The 13,453-nt window shown below is 46.9% G+C and carries 11 protein-coding genes and 1 pseudogene; 9 read left to right on the top strand and 3 right to left on the bottom strand.

Going from position 1 to position 13,453, the window contains the following annotated elements; translation table 11 throughout:
- Window positions 1–47: 47 nt before the first annotated feature.
- The gene (acpS, locus tag MKY63_RS07450) at window positions 48–446 is read left to right on the top strand and encodes a holo-ACP synthase (protein ID WP_036676819.1); all 399 of its coding nucleotides are present in this window, start codon (window positions 48–50) and stop codon (window positions 444–446) included.
- Between the two features lie 37 nt (window positions 447–483).
- Window positions 484–1,767: an A/G-specific adenine glycosylase gene (mutY, locus tag MKY63_RS07445; protein WP_051490937.1), complete on the top strand. Its 1,284-nt coding sequence runs from the start codon at window positions 484–486 to the stop codon at window positions 1,765–1,767.
- An 846-nt stretch (window positions 1,768–2,613) separates the two neighbouring features.
- On the opposite strand, the gene MKY63_RS07440 is transcribed toward mutY, so the two are convergent.
- Entirely contained in the window at window positions 2,614–3,222 is a 609-nt protein-coding gene (locus tag MKY63_RS07440; protein WP_036676820.1) for a superoxide dismutase, read from the bottom strand.
- 482 nt (window positions 3,223–3,704) lie between these two features.
- Between MKY63_RS07440 and MKY63_RS07435 the strand changes: the two genes are divergently transcribed.
- The 5 genes and pseudogenes from MKY63_RS07435 to folE all read left to right on the top strand — a co-directional run bounded on the left by MKY63_RS07435 (window position 3,705) and on the right by folE (window position 7,175).
- Window positions 3,705–4,124 carry a GNAT family N-acetyltransferase gene (locus MKY63_RS07435; protein WP_036676822.1) on the top strand — a complete coding sequence of 140 codons (420 nt, stop codon included), beginning with the start codon at window positions 3,705–3,707 and terminating at the stop codon, window positions 4,122–4,124.
- A gap of 190 nt (window positions 4,125–4,314) precedes the next feature.
- Window positions 4,315–4,923, top strand: a complete 609-nt coding sequence (gene lepB, locus MKY63_RS07430) for a signal peptidase I (protein WP_076101394.1) — start codon at window positions 4,315–4,317, stop codon at window positions 4,921–4,923.
- Between the two features lie 35 nt (window positions 4,924–4,958).
- Window positions 4,959–6,113 (top strand): annotated as a pseudogene (gene queG, locus MKY63_RS07425) (tRNA epoxyqueuosine(34) reductase QueG); the annotation flags it as partial.
- Between the two features lie 171 nt (window positions 6,114–6,284).
- Window positions 6,285–6,536 carry a YneF family protein gene (locus tag MKY63_RS07420; RefSeq protein WP_036676828.1) on the top strand — a complete coding sequence of 84 codons (252 nt, stop codon included), beginning with the start codon at window positions 6,285–6,287 and terminating at the stop codon, window positions 6,534–6,536.
- Window positions 6,537–6,581: 45 nt separating this feature from the next.
- Window positions 6,582–7,175, top strand: coding sequence for a GTP cyclohydrolase I FolE (gene folE, locus MKY63_RS07415; RefSeq protein WP_036676830.1), 594 nt, complete (start codon window positions 6,582–6,584; stop codon window positions 7,173–7,175).
- A 118-nt stretch (window positions 7,176–7,293) separates the two neighbouring features.
- Here the strand turns inward: folE and MKY63_RS07410 are convergent, their stop codons facing one another.
- Window positions 7,294–8,472 carry a Fe-Mn family superoxide dismutase gene (locus MKY63_RS07410; protein WP_076138416.1) on the bottom strand — a complete coding sequence of 393 codons (1,179 nt, stop codon included), beginning with the start codon at window positions 8,470–8,472 and terminating at the stop codon, window positions 7,294–7,296.
- A gap of 255 nt (window positions 8,473–8,727) precedes the next feature.
- On the opposite strand from MKY63_RS07410, the gene MKY63_RS07405 reads away from it, so the two are divergent.
- Complete coding sequence (locus MKY63_RS07405; protein ID WP_339812292.1) at window positions 8,728–10,104, top strand: MATE family efflux transporter; 1,377 nt, start codon at window positions 8,728–8,730, stop codon at window positions 10,102–10,104.
- Here the strand turns inward: MKY63_RS07405 and MKY63_RS07400 are convergent, their stop codons facing one another.
- Window positions 10,105–11,145: an alpha/beta hydrolase gene (locus MKY63_RS07400; protein WP_139329954.1), complete on the bottom strand. Its 1,041-nt coding sequence runs from the start codon at window positions 11,143–11,145 to the stop codon at window positions 10,105–10,107. It lies immediately after the preceding gene.
- A 296-nt stretch (window positions 11,146–11,441) separates the two neighbouring features.
- Here MKY63_RS07400 and MKY63_RS07395 point away from each other — a divergent pair, with 296 nt between their 5' ends.
- Window positions 11,442–12,185, top strand: a complete 744-nt coding sequence (locus MKY63_RS07395) for an IclR family transcriptional regulator (RefSeq protein WP_036676839.1) — start codon at window positions 11,442–11,444, stop codon at window positions 12,183–12,185.
- The last annotated feature ends 1,268 nt before the right edge of the window (window positions 12,186–13,453 follow it).

The raw sequence follows: 13,453 nt of genomic DNA, 5'->3' as shown, positions 1-13,453 counted from the left end.
CATTATTGAAGCAAAATGGGATACACGTCCATAAGGAGCGTGAAGTGTTGATTTACGGAATTGGACATGATGTGTTAGAAATTGAACGAATCTCAGAGGTAATAAATAGAGGACTGGGCAAGAAATTTAACCAGCGCGTCTTAACAGAGCAGGAATATCAACTTGCTGAAGAGCGAAGCGGGAGGTTGGCTGAGTTCGTAGCCGGGCGTTTTGCTGCCAAGGAAGCAGTTGTGAAGGCTTTAGGCTGTGGCATCGGCAATGTAGTTGGTTTTCAGGATATTGAGATATTGCCTGATGCTAAAGGAAAGCCAGAGGTGACTTTATCGTGCGAAGCCTGGAGCAGACTAAATCTTCCAGATGGACAGAAGTACAACATTCATCTTACGATAACACATGGCCGTGATTTGGCTTCGGCTTTTGCCGTCGTGGAAGGGCTAGGTTCATAAATTGAACCCTGATTATAGAAGGGCAAGGAGCGTTATAATGACACAACAAGATATACAAGTTCAAGAGGAACAGGAGCTGCAGGAGGCTAAGCAATATTTCAGCTATCATTTGCTGGAGTGGTATCAAGGGCAGAAACGGGATTTGCCTTGGCGTCGGCACCGCAATCCTTATTATATTTGGATTTCCGAAATAATGCTGCAGCAGACAAGGGTGGATACGGTAATCCCGTATTTCAATCGGTTTATCGAAAGGTTTCCTACCGTGGAGTCGCTCGCCGATGCACCAGAAGAGGACGTGCTTAAGTGCTGGGAAGGCTTAGGTTATTATTCTCGTGCTCGCAATATACAGCATGCGGCCAAACAGGTCAAAGAGCTGTATGGCGGGCAGGTGCCGAATGATCGCGAGGCTGTGTTCAGTTTAAAGGGAGTGGGACCTTATACGGCAGGGGCTATCCTTAGCATTGCGTTCAATCGGCCGGAGCCAGCGGTCGACGGCAATGTGATGCGGGTGTTGTCCCGATACTTCCTGATAGAGGATGATATCGCCAAGGGACCCACCCGCGTAAAAATGGAGCACCTGGCAGCTGAACTGATCCCGGAGGGGGAAGCGGCATCCTTTAATCAGGCCCTGATGGAGCTCGGGGCGCTCGTATGCACTCCTAAGTCACCGCGCTGTTTAACCTGCCCGGTGATGGAGCATTGCGCCGCGCGCCTGGCGGGCTGCGAGACTTCGCTGCCCATCAAGACCAAGGCCAAGCCGCCGCGCCCTGAGGAGCGGCTGGCGGCCTTAATCGAGGGCCGCGGTGCCCACGCGGGCCAAGTGCTCATCCGGCAGCGGCCACAAAGCGGGCTGTTAGCCCGCATGTGGGAGCTGCCGCACTGGCCGGCGCCGCCTGTGGAAGGCGGCGCCAAAGGCGCGCGGCTGCCGGAAGCAGCGGCGCTGGACCGGCTGCGCCGGTCACTGCGGGAGGCCGGGATCTCTGCCCGGCCTGAAAAGCATTGGATGGCTGCTGAGCATATCTTCAGCCATATCGTGTGGACGCTGCAGGTGTACCGCTGCAGCGTAGAGGACGCCCTTCCGCTGCCGATAGCGGCAGAAGGACGGGCGGTGTACAACGCGGAAGCGGACTTGTTCTCAGGGATCGACAGCAGCATGCCTATCGAGAGATTTGAGGACGGGAACGCTAGTCCAGAGGACGGCGGAGCAGTGCGCTGGATCAGCCGCGAAGACATGGCTAACTATGCGTTCCCTAACGTTTTTCTGAAGCTACTGAACCTTTATTTTGATGAGCAGGAAGAGCGGGCGAAGCTAGAGAAGTAGGGGATTCGCCATGTTCTGTTGCTAAACTACTAAATGTACAAAACCTGAGTTTGATGTATGCACCTAAGCATGGTCGTATGCACCTAAGTAGGGTTGTATGCACCTAAGTATGGTCGTATGCACCTAAGTAGGGTCGTATGCACCTAAGTAGGGTCTTATGCACCTAAGCATGGTCGTATGCACCTAAGTATGGTTGTATGCTCTTAAGTATGGTTGTATGCACCTAAGTAGGATCGTATGCACCTAAGTAGGGTCGTATGCTTCAGTCTCTTCGTAGCAAATATTTGTTTATTTGGCTCAGACTATAGTTCAGTCTTGTTCCAACTAAATTCTTCTGGTGTTCCTATAGCTACGAGAGTGGTAAAGACTTAATTAGGGAATTCTTCCCTAAAAATAGGTCGAATTGGCTTGTAATTGATCATTTTAGGGAAAACCTCCCTAATAATTGGGAAAATATCGGTTTTATGCCCAAAACGGATAATTTTTAGGGAGTATTTCCCTAATTACTCGTGTTTATGGAGTATATCGCAGAATTTTAGGGAGTTATTCCCTAATCTATTGCTCAGCGACTCCAAACGCAGATTCTCGTAAGCCGAGTATAGATTTATTGCGATTTATTGCGATTTATTGCGATTTATTCTCATCTATACCGATCTATTCTGATCTATACCGATCCAGCGCATCCATTTAAGCGACGCAAGCGGCGTGAAATGCGGTGTCTGGGAGGATCTGAATCAATCAATCTTTATCTTTATCTCCAACCTAAACAAAGAAGGTATCCCTTAGCCTATTCGGCTCTGAGATACCTTCTTTTTTAGTTAAATGGCATAAGCCAAATGGAATTTCTTATTTTGCGCTTTCGTAACGTTTGCCAACTTCTTCCCAGTTTACTACGTTCCAGAACGCTTTGATGTAATCAGGGCGTTTGTTTTGGTAGTTCAGGTAGTAAGCGTGCTCCCATACATCCAGTCCGAGGATTGGAGTAGCGCCTTCGCTGATTGGGTTGTCTTGGTTAGGTGTGCTTGTTACTGCCAGTTTGCCATCTTTAACAACTAGCCAAGCCCAGCCGCTGCCGAAACGAGTAGTTGCTGCTGCTGCGAAATCTTCTTTGAATTTTTCGAATCCGCCCAGTTCTTTATCGATAGCTTCAGCCAATGCGCCAGTTGGTGCGCCGCCGCCGTTTGGTCCGATAACTTCCCAGAACAAAGTGTGGTTAGCGTGTCCGCCACCATTGTTGCGAACAGCAGTACGGATAGCTTCAGGTACAGCGTTCAGATCTGTAAGAAGCTCTTCAATGCTTTTGCTTTGCAATTCAGGTGCTTTTTCCAAAGCTGCATTCAGATTAGTTACATATGTGTTATGGTGTCTGTCATGGTGAATTTCCATCGTCAATGCGTCGATGTGTGGTTCGAGTGCGTTGTTCGGATAAGGAAGTGCCGGTAATTGAAATGCCATGGAAAAATCCCTCCTGAGTTATATTAGAATTTTGTTATAGATAAAGAATTCTGGCGAACTAACGTCAAAATCCTTTATTGTAAATATGTACTATAGGGTTTCGCCCAATAGGATACTTTAATTAAACCGTATCTAGACCAATAATGCAACACTAAACAAACATAAATGTTTATAAAGTATAATTGGAGAGGGAAAGGGTTTTACAATTGTATTTAGAATGTTAAAATAAATAGTCCCTAACCTATAGACATATATCCTTATTAATACCCTTTTAATGAAGAAATGAACCCCATCCGAAATGTAAACGCTTGATATTAAGCGCTTTCAAAAGAAAAATGATGATATCACGAGAAAAGTGTGCTTTAATAGATTTAAAAGCAGGTATTCCTCGATATTTGATGCTTTTTTTTATTTTCTCTATGTTAAGGGAACCCCTTCTTTTTGTTAAATTCATAAGCCATAGACAAGGGAGATTTTAAAGAATGCACGTTCGTTCCTTTCAATTAAGCGACGTTAGCCCTGTGACTGATTTGCTGCAAACCGCATTATCGGAAGAGTGTTTCGAGAACACTATCGAGCCTTTCTCCAGGCAGCTTTCTTGGGATTCAGATCTCATTGTAGTTGCGGAAGATGAAGAAGAAATTGTTGGAGCACTGATTGGTACAATTGAGAAAAACCACGGTTGTTATTTCCGGATTGCTGTACATCCTGATTATCGCCGCAGAGGAGTCGGTAGAAGTCTGGTATCAGCTATGGAATCCAGGTTTCAAGCTCGTAAAGTCAGTGGTATCTATGTAGCCGTCGATGAGCATAATTCTTTTGCTTTGCCATTGTATGAAGCTATGGGATATAGCGAGAATCAAATCTTCAAATCTGTCCGGAAGCTGAGCATTGTTGGGTAATTTTGATCACTCAGCTGCGAAAGCGGAAACATTTTCTAGAAAAAAGAACTATAGCTGACGATATAGTCTGTTTCATTCATACTCGAGCGTATTTTCCAGAAGTCCATTGCTAATGGCTGGGAGATATGCTTTTTTATTGTTATAATATCTGCAAGTATAGACTTCAATTATTGAGAACAGAGGTGACATATTGAATCAGGAGCCCCAAGTAGATTACACGAGAAATAGGAAACAAAGACATAGATCCTCCAGATCCAAGACTACCCTGGGCGGTCGTTTGGTCTCGGAAATGAAGGATTGGCTGCTTACAGCTGTGATTGTTTTTGCTGTGATGTCTGTTCTTAATGTTTTTGTGTTCAATATATCAACGGTTAAAGGTCAGTCTATGCAGCCAACGCTCTGGGAGGGTGAGAGGCTCTTCATTAATAAAATTTCATTGCTCTTCGTAAATCCAAAACATGGTGATGTTGTCATTCTTCATGATCCAAGTACCGGACCTAGTCATAAGGAGTATTTAGTGAAGCGAGTGATTGGCATACCTGGAGATATCATAGAGGTACGGAATCATCAGTTATACGTAAATGGAAAAATAGTGAATGAGCCCTATATCGATACTGAGATTGAAGATCCGGATTTTGCAGCGTTAACCGTGGAAAGTGGCAATTATTTTGTAATGGGCGATAACCGTCATGCTTCAGCCAGCAAGGACAGCCGTTACTTCGGCTCTATTTCACAGGATATGATTGTCGGCAGGGCTGATTATATATGGTGGCCTCTGTCAAAACTGAATAGATTATAAGAAAGTCAGCGAAGATATGAAAGGAGAAGGCGGAAATGACCAATACATTTCAGTCATCGTATGCTCCCCCGCCTTCCGAGTGGGCACAGCTTAAAGCAGAGATTCAGGAGGCTGCGACATCACTCGGTATTGATGATATCGGGTTTACAACAGCAGAACCTTTTTTATATTTAAAAAATATACTGCAAGACCACCGGGACAAAGGATATGAATCTGGCTTCGAGGAACCCGATCTGGATAAAAGGACAGTTCCAGCATTGTCTTCTGGAGACAAGCCGTTATCTATTATTTCGATTGCAGTGGCTTACCCTTCTAAAATGGAGAACCCTCCTAAATCTGAGCCGGGTGCACGTAGAGGCATCCTCGCCCGGGCATCTTGGGGCAGGGATTATCACCATGTGCTGAGGGAAGCCTTAAGTAAGCTAGAGGAATTTATTCACGAGCGTGTACCAGAGGCTGTGCTGGAAAGTATGGTGGACACTGGTGTTCTAGTAGATAGAGCGGTAGCGGAAAGAGCGGGAATAGGCTTCAGCGGCAAAAACTGTTCTATCATCTCGCCCAAATGGGGATCTTGGATTTATCTTGGGGAAATGGTTACGAACATTCCTTTTGCTCCGGATGAACCTGTTGAAGAAGGCTGCGGGGAGTGTACCAAGTGTATTGATGCTTGTCCGACCGGAGCGCTGGTGGGTCCGGGTCAGCTTAACGCACAGGCTTGTATTTCTTTTTTGACGCAGACTAAAGGGTTCCTCAGCGAGGAGTATATGACCAAGATCGGCAATCGTCTATACGGCTGTGATACTTGCCAGATTGTATGTCCCAAGAATAGAGGTAAGAACTGGAATCATCGCCCTCAGATGCAACCTGATCCTGAAATTGTGAAGCCGCTGCTGCTGCCGATCCTTGATCTTAGCAATCGTGAGTTCAAAGAGAAATTCGGCAATAGCTCAGCAGCCTGGAGAGGCAAAAAGCCGATGCAGCGAAATGCGATCATTGCCCTAGGCAATTTTAAGGAAGCCGGGGCTGTGCCAAAGCTATCAGAGATTGTTCTGAAAGAGCCGCGGCCGGAGATGCGGGGCACTGCTGCTTGGGCGCTTGGACGTATTGGCGGTGATGAGGCTCTAGCGGCTGTAGAAGCGGGTTTAGAGCGCGAGGAGGATAGCACGGTGAGGGAAATGCTAAGCCGGGCGCAGGATGTGCTCCTTACTGGGAAGAAGGCACGGGAGGACAGCGATATTAATGGAGGAAAAAGTTCATAGACAGGTTGCATATTGCCAATTGCTGTCCAGTTCCCGAAATGCTATGATAGATTCGCGTGCCATATGGCGATGCAGACAATAGAGTGTAGAGGTGGGCTTTAGATGAGTATCGCATTACCTATTATTACATTGGTCGTAGGTCTCATCGGTGGTTTTTTCATCGGTGTATATTATCTGCGCAAACAAATGACAAACATGCAGAATGATCCTGAAATGCTGCAAAAGGTTGCAAAGCAAATGGGTTATAACCTGAACGGGAAGCAAATGCAGCGTGCCCAGCAAATGATGAAGACTCAGGGACAGCCAGGTGCGCGCCCAGGAGCAGCTAAAGGGAATAAACGTAGAAGTAAGTAACCGGGTCCGGATAACATGTATACGGGTGCGGAAGGGGGAGACATCATGGGGAACATCAAGGAATATGTGAACGGTAAAGTTGCAGAGAACCGTGAGCAAATCGAGTATCACGTTGAGAAAATATTAGAATTAATCGGTGAAGATACCGGCCGCGAGGGACTGCTGGAAACACCGGCACGTGTTACGCGGATGTACGAGGAGATATTCGGCGGTTATTCGATAGATCCCCGCGAGGCGCTCGGCGTTACTTTTGATGAGTCTCATGAAGAGCTAGTGATCGTTAAGGATATCGTCTATTACAGCCAATGTGAACACCACATGGCTCCTTTCTTTGGTAAAGTGCATATAGGATACATTCCGAGCGGACGTATTGCTGGACTCAGCAAATTAGCTCGGCTTGTTGAAGCAGTAAGCCGGCGTCTACAGGTTCAAGAACGCATTACGGCGCAAATTGCTGATATTATGACGGAGGTGCTAGGCCCCCACGGTGTTATGGTTGTTGTGGAGGGAGAACATCTGTGTATGTGTGCACGCGGAGTGAAGAAGCCAGGCAGCAAAACGGTAACTATGGCTACTAGAGGGGTCTTCCGTGAGGATGCCGCCGCTCGTGCGGAGTTTCTAAGCTTGATTAAGGAATAAATATCGGGGTGCATACCTCGAAATTGGAAGGACCCATCGTTCACGTAATGTGAATGATGGGTCCTTTTTGGTCAGGGTGTGGGAATAAGAGTGATGTTCACTGTGAATTGAAATAATATCAAAAAGGCTTCCAGGCCAGTTTACTGGCAGCAGCATAACGTTCTGAGACGTAAGGCCAGTTAACGACCTTCCACCAATCCTCAATATAATCGGCCCGATTATTCTGATGTTTAAGGTAATAGGCATGCTCCCATACATCCAGAGCCAGTAACGGAACCACGTCCCATTGTGACAGGTTCTGATGTTTCTCCGCAGTCAAAATCTCCAGTCTATGACTGCGTGGACTCCAGACGAGAATAGCCCAGCCGCCACCTTCAACCTTATTCGCAGCTTCTGTGAACTGTTTCTTGAAGCTGTCATAGCTGCCGAAGCTTTGTTCAATGGCTTCCAGTAAGGCTCCAGTTGGACGCCCGCCACCTTGTGGAGACATTACGTTCCAGAAGATTGTATGGAGATAGTGGCCTGCCCCATTAAAGGCTAGCTCCCGCTCCCAATGCTTAACGAGATCGAAATCTCCTTTCTTGCGAGCCTCAGCTAGCTTGTTCTCCGCTTTATTTAGTCCATCTACATAACTTTGATGGTGTTTATCGTGATGAATCCGCATGGTTTTCTCATCGATGTATGGTTCCAGCGCATTATAAGCATAAGGCAATGGAGGCAGCGTATGCCCGCCAATTGGCACAGCACTCATTTCACGAATATCAAGGATAGTATCTGTAGAAGGAATAAGTCCCTCATTCCGCGTGACATTGTCCTCTTCTGTTCTTACGACATAGTCGGCTGCTGTATAATCTCTCATAATTTGCGTGAGCTGTCCGGGCGAGCTCAGAGTGTGCAGTACGGCAAGGAAATACTCTGATTCGCGAATAATATGCAGGATCACAGTGGTTGCAAGGGGGACGGCTTTGACGGCTGCGCTACTTTCCATAATGGCAAAAAGCTGCCGAACAAATTCTTGGGATTGGGTACAGGAGATATGCAGCAGCTTTTCTGTTTCCGCAGTGAGTTCAGCCTGACTTGGTGGAGAAGCAGAGAGGGCAGAATTCAATAACTGCTGAGCGGCCATCTCTGTGGCACCGAAGACCACTGCCCATTCATCCAGCAGTTTAACATAGGGTTCCTCCAGGTTAGGTACGATTGCTTTGATAACCTCGGTATGCTCTTTCTCTTGTGTTTTCCAGAATACGATTTCTTCTAAAATACGTACTGGCAGCATCGGCCCGTATACATATAACATTCCAAGAAAACCTCCCGTGATATGTCTTCATCAGTCCATTATATGTGTGCTCATGATAGCTTATGAAGAGCATAAGAACGCGATAATAATATCGTTGACAACCGTTTGATATGGTGAAATAATACAGGAAAATAAAGGCAATGATACCGAAAGGTACAACCTCGCGAAAAGGAGGGTGTACCTTTTTTTGTCGTGTGGACCGATTAATGAAATCCTATGGGGTAGTAGAAAAACTTTGAGAAATGAGATGAGGGTATGAACAAGCTTGAGAAGAAGCAATTTTATAATCAGCTGTTAAAATTAGCGGTACCGATATCCCTCCAAAGTCTAGTCATGGCGGTGCTGTATTTAGTAGATCAATTGATGGTAGGGCAGCTTGGGGGTGTAGCGATCGCTTCGGTTGGGATGGCTAGTAAAATCTATAGCGTGATTTCAGTGGTACTGGCGGGTCTTGCTACGGGTCTTGCTATATACGCGGCTCAATATTGGGGGAGTAAAGACCGAAAGAGCATCACACCACTACTGGGATTAAGTCTTGGAATTGGCCTGATCTTGTCGGGTTCATTTACGATATTTGTTTTTTTCAACCCTCGGCTATGTCTGTCTATTTTTACAACGGATAAAGAAGTGTTGGAGAATGGGTACATTTTTCTGAAAATCGTTGCCCTCAGTTATATTCCAACGATGTTGACGATGCTCTATTCGGCGGTTCTACGAAGTTCAGGACATGTAAAGTATCCAATGATTGTTAGCATAGCTGCTGTAGGAATGAATATTATTTTAAACTATGCGCTTATTTTTGGGCATTGGGGATTTCCAGAGCTTGGACTTGCAGGTGCGGCATATGCAACGTTAATCTCACGTATAGTCGAAAGTGCCTTGATTATCGGAGCCGTATATCGTGGAAAGCTGCCGGGTGCCGGAGGTATTAAGGAACTCAGTTCGTTTTCGAAAGCGCTGTGCATACCTTTTTTAAGAACGATAGCGCCTATTGTTTTAACGGAATTGGTTTGGGTCTTAGGGGAGGCTTGTTATTCCGTTATATATAGCCGTATGGGCACAGCAGAGATGACCGCTATGACAGTGACCTTTCCGCTGCAGGGGTTGACGATTGGGCTTCTGGCAGGGCTTTCTGGTGCAGCTGGCATTATGGTCGGACATAAGCTGGGAGAGAATAATAATGCAGGTGCTTTTCAGTATGCTCGTTTTTTTGTTCGAATAGGAGTAGGGATTTCATTGCTGCTTGGTGTGCTTATTGCTGTTCTTGCCCCGCTCTACGTCTCAGCCTTTAACTTAACATTGGAAGAACGCCGAATGGCCACTTCCGTTATCTGCTTTTTTGCTCTTTTTTTATGGATAAAGGTGGGCAATATGATGATTGCGGGAGGGATCCTGCAGAGTGGTGGCGATAGTAAATTCGTCTTTATTATGGAAGCCTCCACAACTTGGTTGCTTGGGGTGCCTCTAGGGCTACTGTTGTCATGGGGATGGAAACAGCCTCTTCCCTGGGTATACTTCTTTCTGTCCCTGGAAGAGGCTGTTCGATTGGTTATAGGTTACGTGCGTTTTCGCCGTGGTAAATGGTTGAAGCAGCTGACCCATCAGGGGACAGAGGCGGATTGTAGTGCTTAACTAGTTACTTGCCATCGCCGGCTGATTGCCATTGTAGGTTTTGGCTAGTTGAACATTTCCTAAAAAAGCAGAGACTCGCCGCAAATACTCACGCGGGTGCTCACGGAACAGCAATTCATGATGGCTGCCCTCTACGACCCAGGAATCTGAGAACGGATTGCTTTGGTTTGCGGCCAGCTTTTCGGCAATAGGATAAGGAGCTTTATCATCTTCGGTTCCATGCATGAGTAGAATAGGGAAAGGATAATCTTCGGATTTGACCTTCGCATAAGGAATTTGATTCAGCCCCGTACCGTTCAGAACTGGGAACAGCATTTCCATAATCGCCAGGGAAGGCTGGCGGGGCAGATCAATATTTTGCTTAATATTATGATACAGCGTATCTGGCTCTAACAAAAAGGTGCTGTCCAGAATCATCGCATCAATGTCCTCTGATACTAATCCTGTTTGCAGTGCTGTGCCTGCTCCCATGGAGAAGCCCCATACAACTAACTCCTCAGCTCCACGTTCCTTAGCAAAATCAATAGCGCCTAGCAGCTGCTGGGATTCTTTTTTACCTCCGGTTGCAATATCCTTGTTGCCTTGGGCAGCAAAGCCGTAATCAAACATCACGACATTGAAATTCAGACTGTGTGCATAGTGAGCAAGATCGTACATAGGTACCCAAGATTCTTCCCGGTTGGCGCCATAGCCATGGCTGAACACGATAGTTTTGGTAGCCCCTTCGGAGGGAATATACCAGCCGCTCATCATCCGACTTCCATCTTTAGCTGGAAACGTCACATCCTCGTATGCGAGACCTTTGGCCTGCATGGGATTGGAATACAGAGGTGCGACCGTTGGATTAGATAATACCCAGGCGATATAGCCATGAAGTGAGACAAAGCAGAAGGCTAAAAAGAAAAAAATAGATAATAGCAGTGCAACGATAATATGCTTCACACGAATCATCCGCAGCGATAGCCGGGACGAACTGCCTTGTTTAGGTAGTTTAGGTCGACGGGAGACGGTTGTGCCGGTTTGGCGAGTTGCCAGATCCATATGGTCCCCTCCTAAGAATGATGTGAGTACTAGTGCCTAGAAGAATTTGTAAAAATGATTCTAAAGCATCAGTAGATAATTTAATATGTTAATCGTATGAAAAAGCCCTTACAAAGTCAATGAATTAGACGCTTTTGTAATGTAACTGTAAAGTGCGGCCCAACCTTTTCCGGCACATTTTTGGCACAACTCCAGCGGAGTGAATATACTGGACTTTCCATAGAGTTTTGCACTAAGATAGAGTTAGTTATAATGTAACCGAGTTTCATTTGATGAAACACGAGGGGGAGATTGTCATGGAGGACCGAAAGCTTACAGTGCGTGCGGTAGAGCGTGCGCTTGATATATTGCTTTGTTTTACCCAGGACAGAGATTTAGGGTTGACGGAGATCGCTTCAAAGATTGATTTACATAAAAGTACCGTCCATCGGCTGCTGGCAACCTTGGAGGAAAAGGGCTTCCTCATTCGTAATCCGGCCACTGAGAAATACAGCCTGGGTATACGAATTTGGGAATTGTCTACGCATTTGCCTGCTTTTGATGAGTCGGCAGCGGTATTATTGCCGTCAATGGAACGGCTGCGGGATCGGCTAGGGGAGACCGTTAGTTTATACTTACGCGACGGCATAGAACGTGTGCGGATTCAGGCGGTTCAGAGCCAGCAGGCCATCCGGCGAGTGGCGCAGATTGGTGCGAGATTGCCTTTATCTGTAGGCGCATCAAGCAAAGTGTTGGCAGCTTATGCTCCTCCAGAGGTGCTGAAAGAATTGCTGGAGAGTTCAGGATGGCCGGACTACGTTGAGAAGGATGTCTATCAAGAGCAGCTTAATGACATTATCCGGCTCGGATATGCCACCAGTTTCGAGGAACGCGAGCCCGGCGCGGCCGCGGTGGCGGTGCCTGTTACGGGCCGCAGTGGAAATGTGATTGCGGCGTTATCACTGTCCGGCCCAGTAAGTCGCCTATCCAGGGATACGCTAGTGGAATATGCCGCGGTACTGAAGGAAGCGGCTAGTGAAATGGGCATGATGATTCCTTAATTCGCTGGCTGAGACATACCTTGTTAAACAGCAAAGCAGCGATCTCTCCGTTACTGGAGGATCGCTGCTTTGCTGTTTTTTGGGGAGAGATGCTTAGCCGATTGTGGGTAAGTGGCTGAAAACTGATGCCTGATGAGTGAATGATGGGGGACTGACGGGTAACTGAAGGCCTGATGGTAACTGAGGGCTGGCTGATAGATAACTGATGGGTAACTGAGGGTAATTGATGGCCTGATGGGTGACTGATGGATAATTGATGGGTGACTGACGGCTAACTGATGGGTAATCAACAGCTAACTGACGGCTGGCTAATGGCTCCCCCACCTTGCGTTGGTTTGGTGAGCTTCAGTGAATATACGTTCCTTTGGAAGCCTCAGTAACTCGTAATGCTGAGTCTGGAGTGTTAGAACCCATAGTCTAGATAGGCGGAAAGGCAGAGCGACAGAGAGAGGGGAGGCTAGAATCCACGAATGCACGAACCCAGGAACCTAGGAACGCAGAAACCCTCGAACTCAGGAACGCAGAAACCCACGAACTCATGAACCCAGGAACGCAGAAACCCACGAACTCACCGAACCCAGGAACACAGAAACCCACGAACCCACGAACCCACGTATCTCATAACTCGTACACAAGTAATCTCGGGTTGTTATTTAGATCTTCCCTGAGGATTCCGGACTCAGAAGACGCTATTTGCCCATTTAAAGCCTTTTGGGCAGAGTTTCGGACCCCAGTGCAGCTATTCGACCCAAAAGAGCTCCATTAGCGTGTTTTTTATGCCAATAGCGACTATGGAGTCCGATCGCACACCAAAAGTCGGATAATCGAGCGTATAGGGTCATCTGAGTCCGATAGCGCGGATTCCTAAGCGTCCCTTGAGACGTGCGGACTCAGGGGACGCTATTTGCGAATTTACAGCCAGTTTGTCGTAGTTTCGGACCCCAGTGCAGCTATTCGACCCAGAAGAGCTCCTTTAGCGTGTTTTTTATGCCAATAGCGACTATGGAGTCCGATCGCACGCCAAAAGTCGGATAATCGAGGTATAGGGTCATCTGAGTCCGATAGCGCGGAATCCTAAGCGTCCCCTGAGACGTGCGGACTCAGGGGACGCTATTTGCGAATTTACAGCCATTTTGTCGTAGTTTCGGACTCCAGTGCAGCTATTAAGCAAAAATGGGCTCATTCAGCGTGTTTTTCATGCCAATAGCGACTATGGAGTCCGATCACACGCCAAAAATTGGATATTCGAGCGAATAGAGTCATCTGAG

The sequence above is a fragment of the Paenibacillus sp. FSL R7-0189 genome (assembly GCF_037969925.1).
GTDB lineage: Bacteria > Bacillota > Bacilli > Paenibacillales > Paenibacillaceae > Paenibacillus_AQ > Paenibacillus_AQ odorifer.
Note: the sequence above shows the minus strand (reverse complement) of the source record. Positions and strands in the feature narration are given on the sequence as shown.

Bases quoted from the DNA above. Each gene is read 5' to 3' on its own strand.
- mutY (WP_051490937.1), top strand. From the start codon at position 484: ATGACACAACAAGATATACAAGTTCAAGAGGAACAGGAGCTGCAGGAG.
- MKY63_RS07440 (WP_036676820.1), bottom strand. From the start codon at position 3,222: ATGGCATTTCAATTACCGGCACTTCCTTATCCGAACAACGCACTCGAA.
- MKY63_RS07435 (WP_036676822.1), top strand. From the start codon at position 3,705: ATGCACGTTCGTTCCTTTCAATTAAGCGACGTTAGCCCTGTGACTGAT.
- MKY63_RS07420 (WP_036676828.1), top strand. From the start codon at position 6,285: ATGAGTATCGCATTACCTATTATTACATTGGTCGTAGGTCTCATCGGT.
- folE (WP_036676830.1), top strand. From the start codon at position 6,582: ATGGGGAACATCAAGGAATATGTGAACGGTAAAGTTGCAGAGAACCGT.
- MKY63_RS07410 (WP_076138416.1), bottom strand. From the start codon at position 8,472: ATGTTATATGTATACGGGCCGATGCTGCCAGTACGTATTTTAGAAGAA.
- MKY63_RS07405 (WP_339812292.1), top strand. From the start codon at position 8,728: ATGAACAAGCTTGAGAAGAAGCAATTTTATAATCAGCTGTTAAAATTA.
- MKY63_RS07400 (WP_139329954.1), bottom strand. From the start codon at position 11,145: ATGGATCTGGCAACTCGCCAAACCGGCACAACCGTCTCCCGTCGACCT.
- MKY63_RS07395 (WP_036676839.1), top strand. From the start codon at position 11,442: ATGGAGGACCGAAAGCTTACAGTGCGTGCGGTAGAGCGTGCGCTTGAT.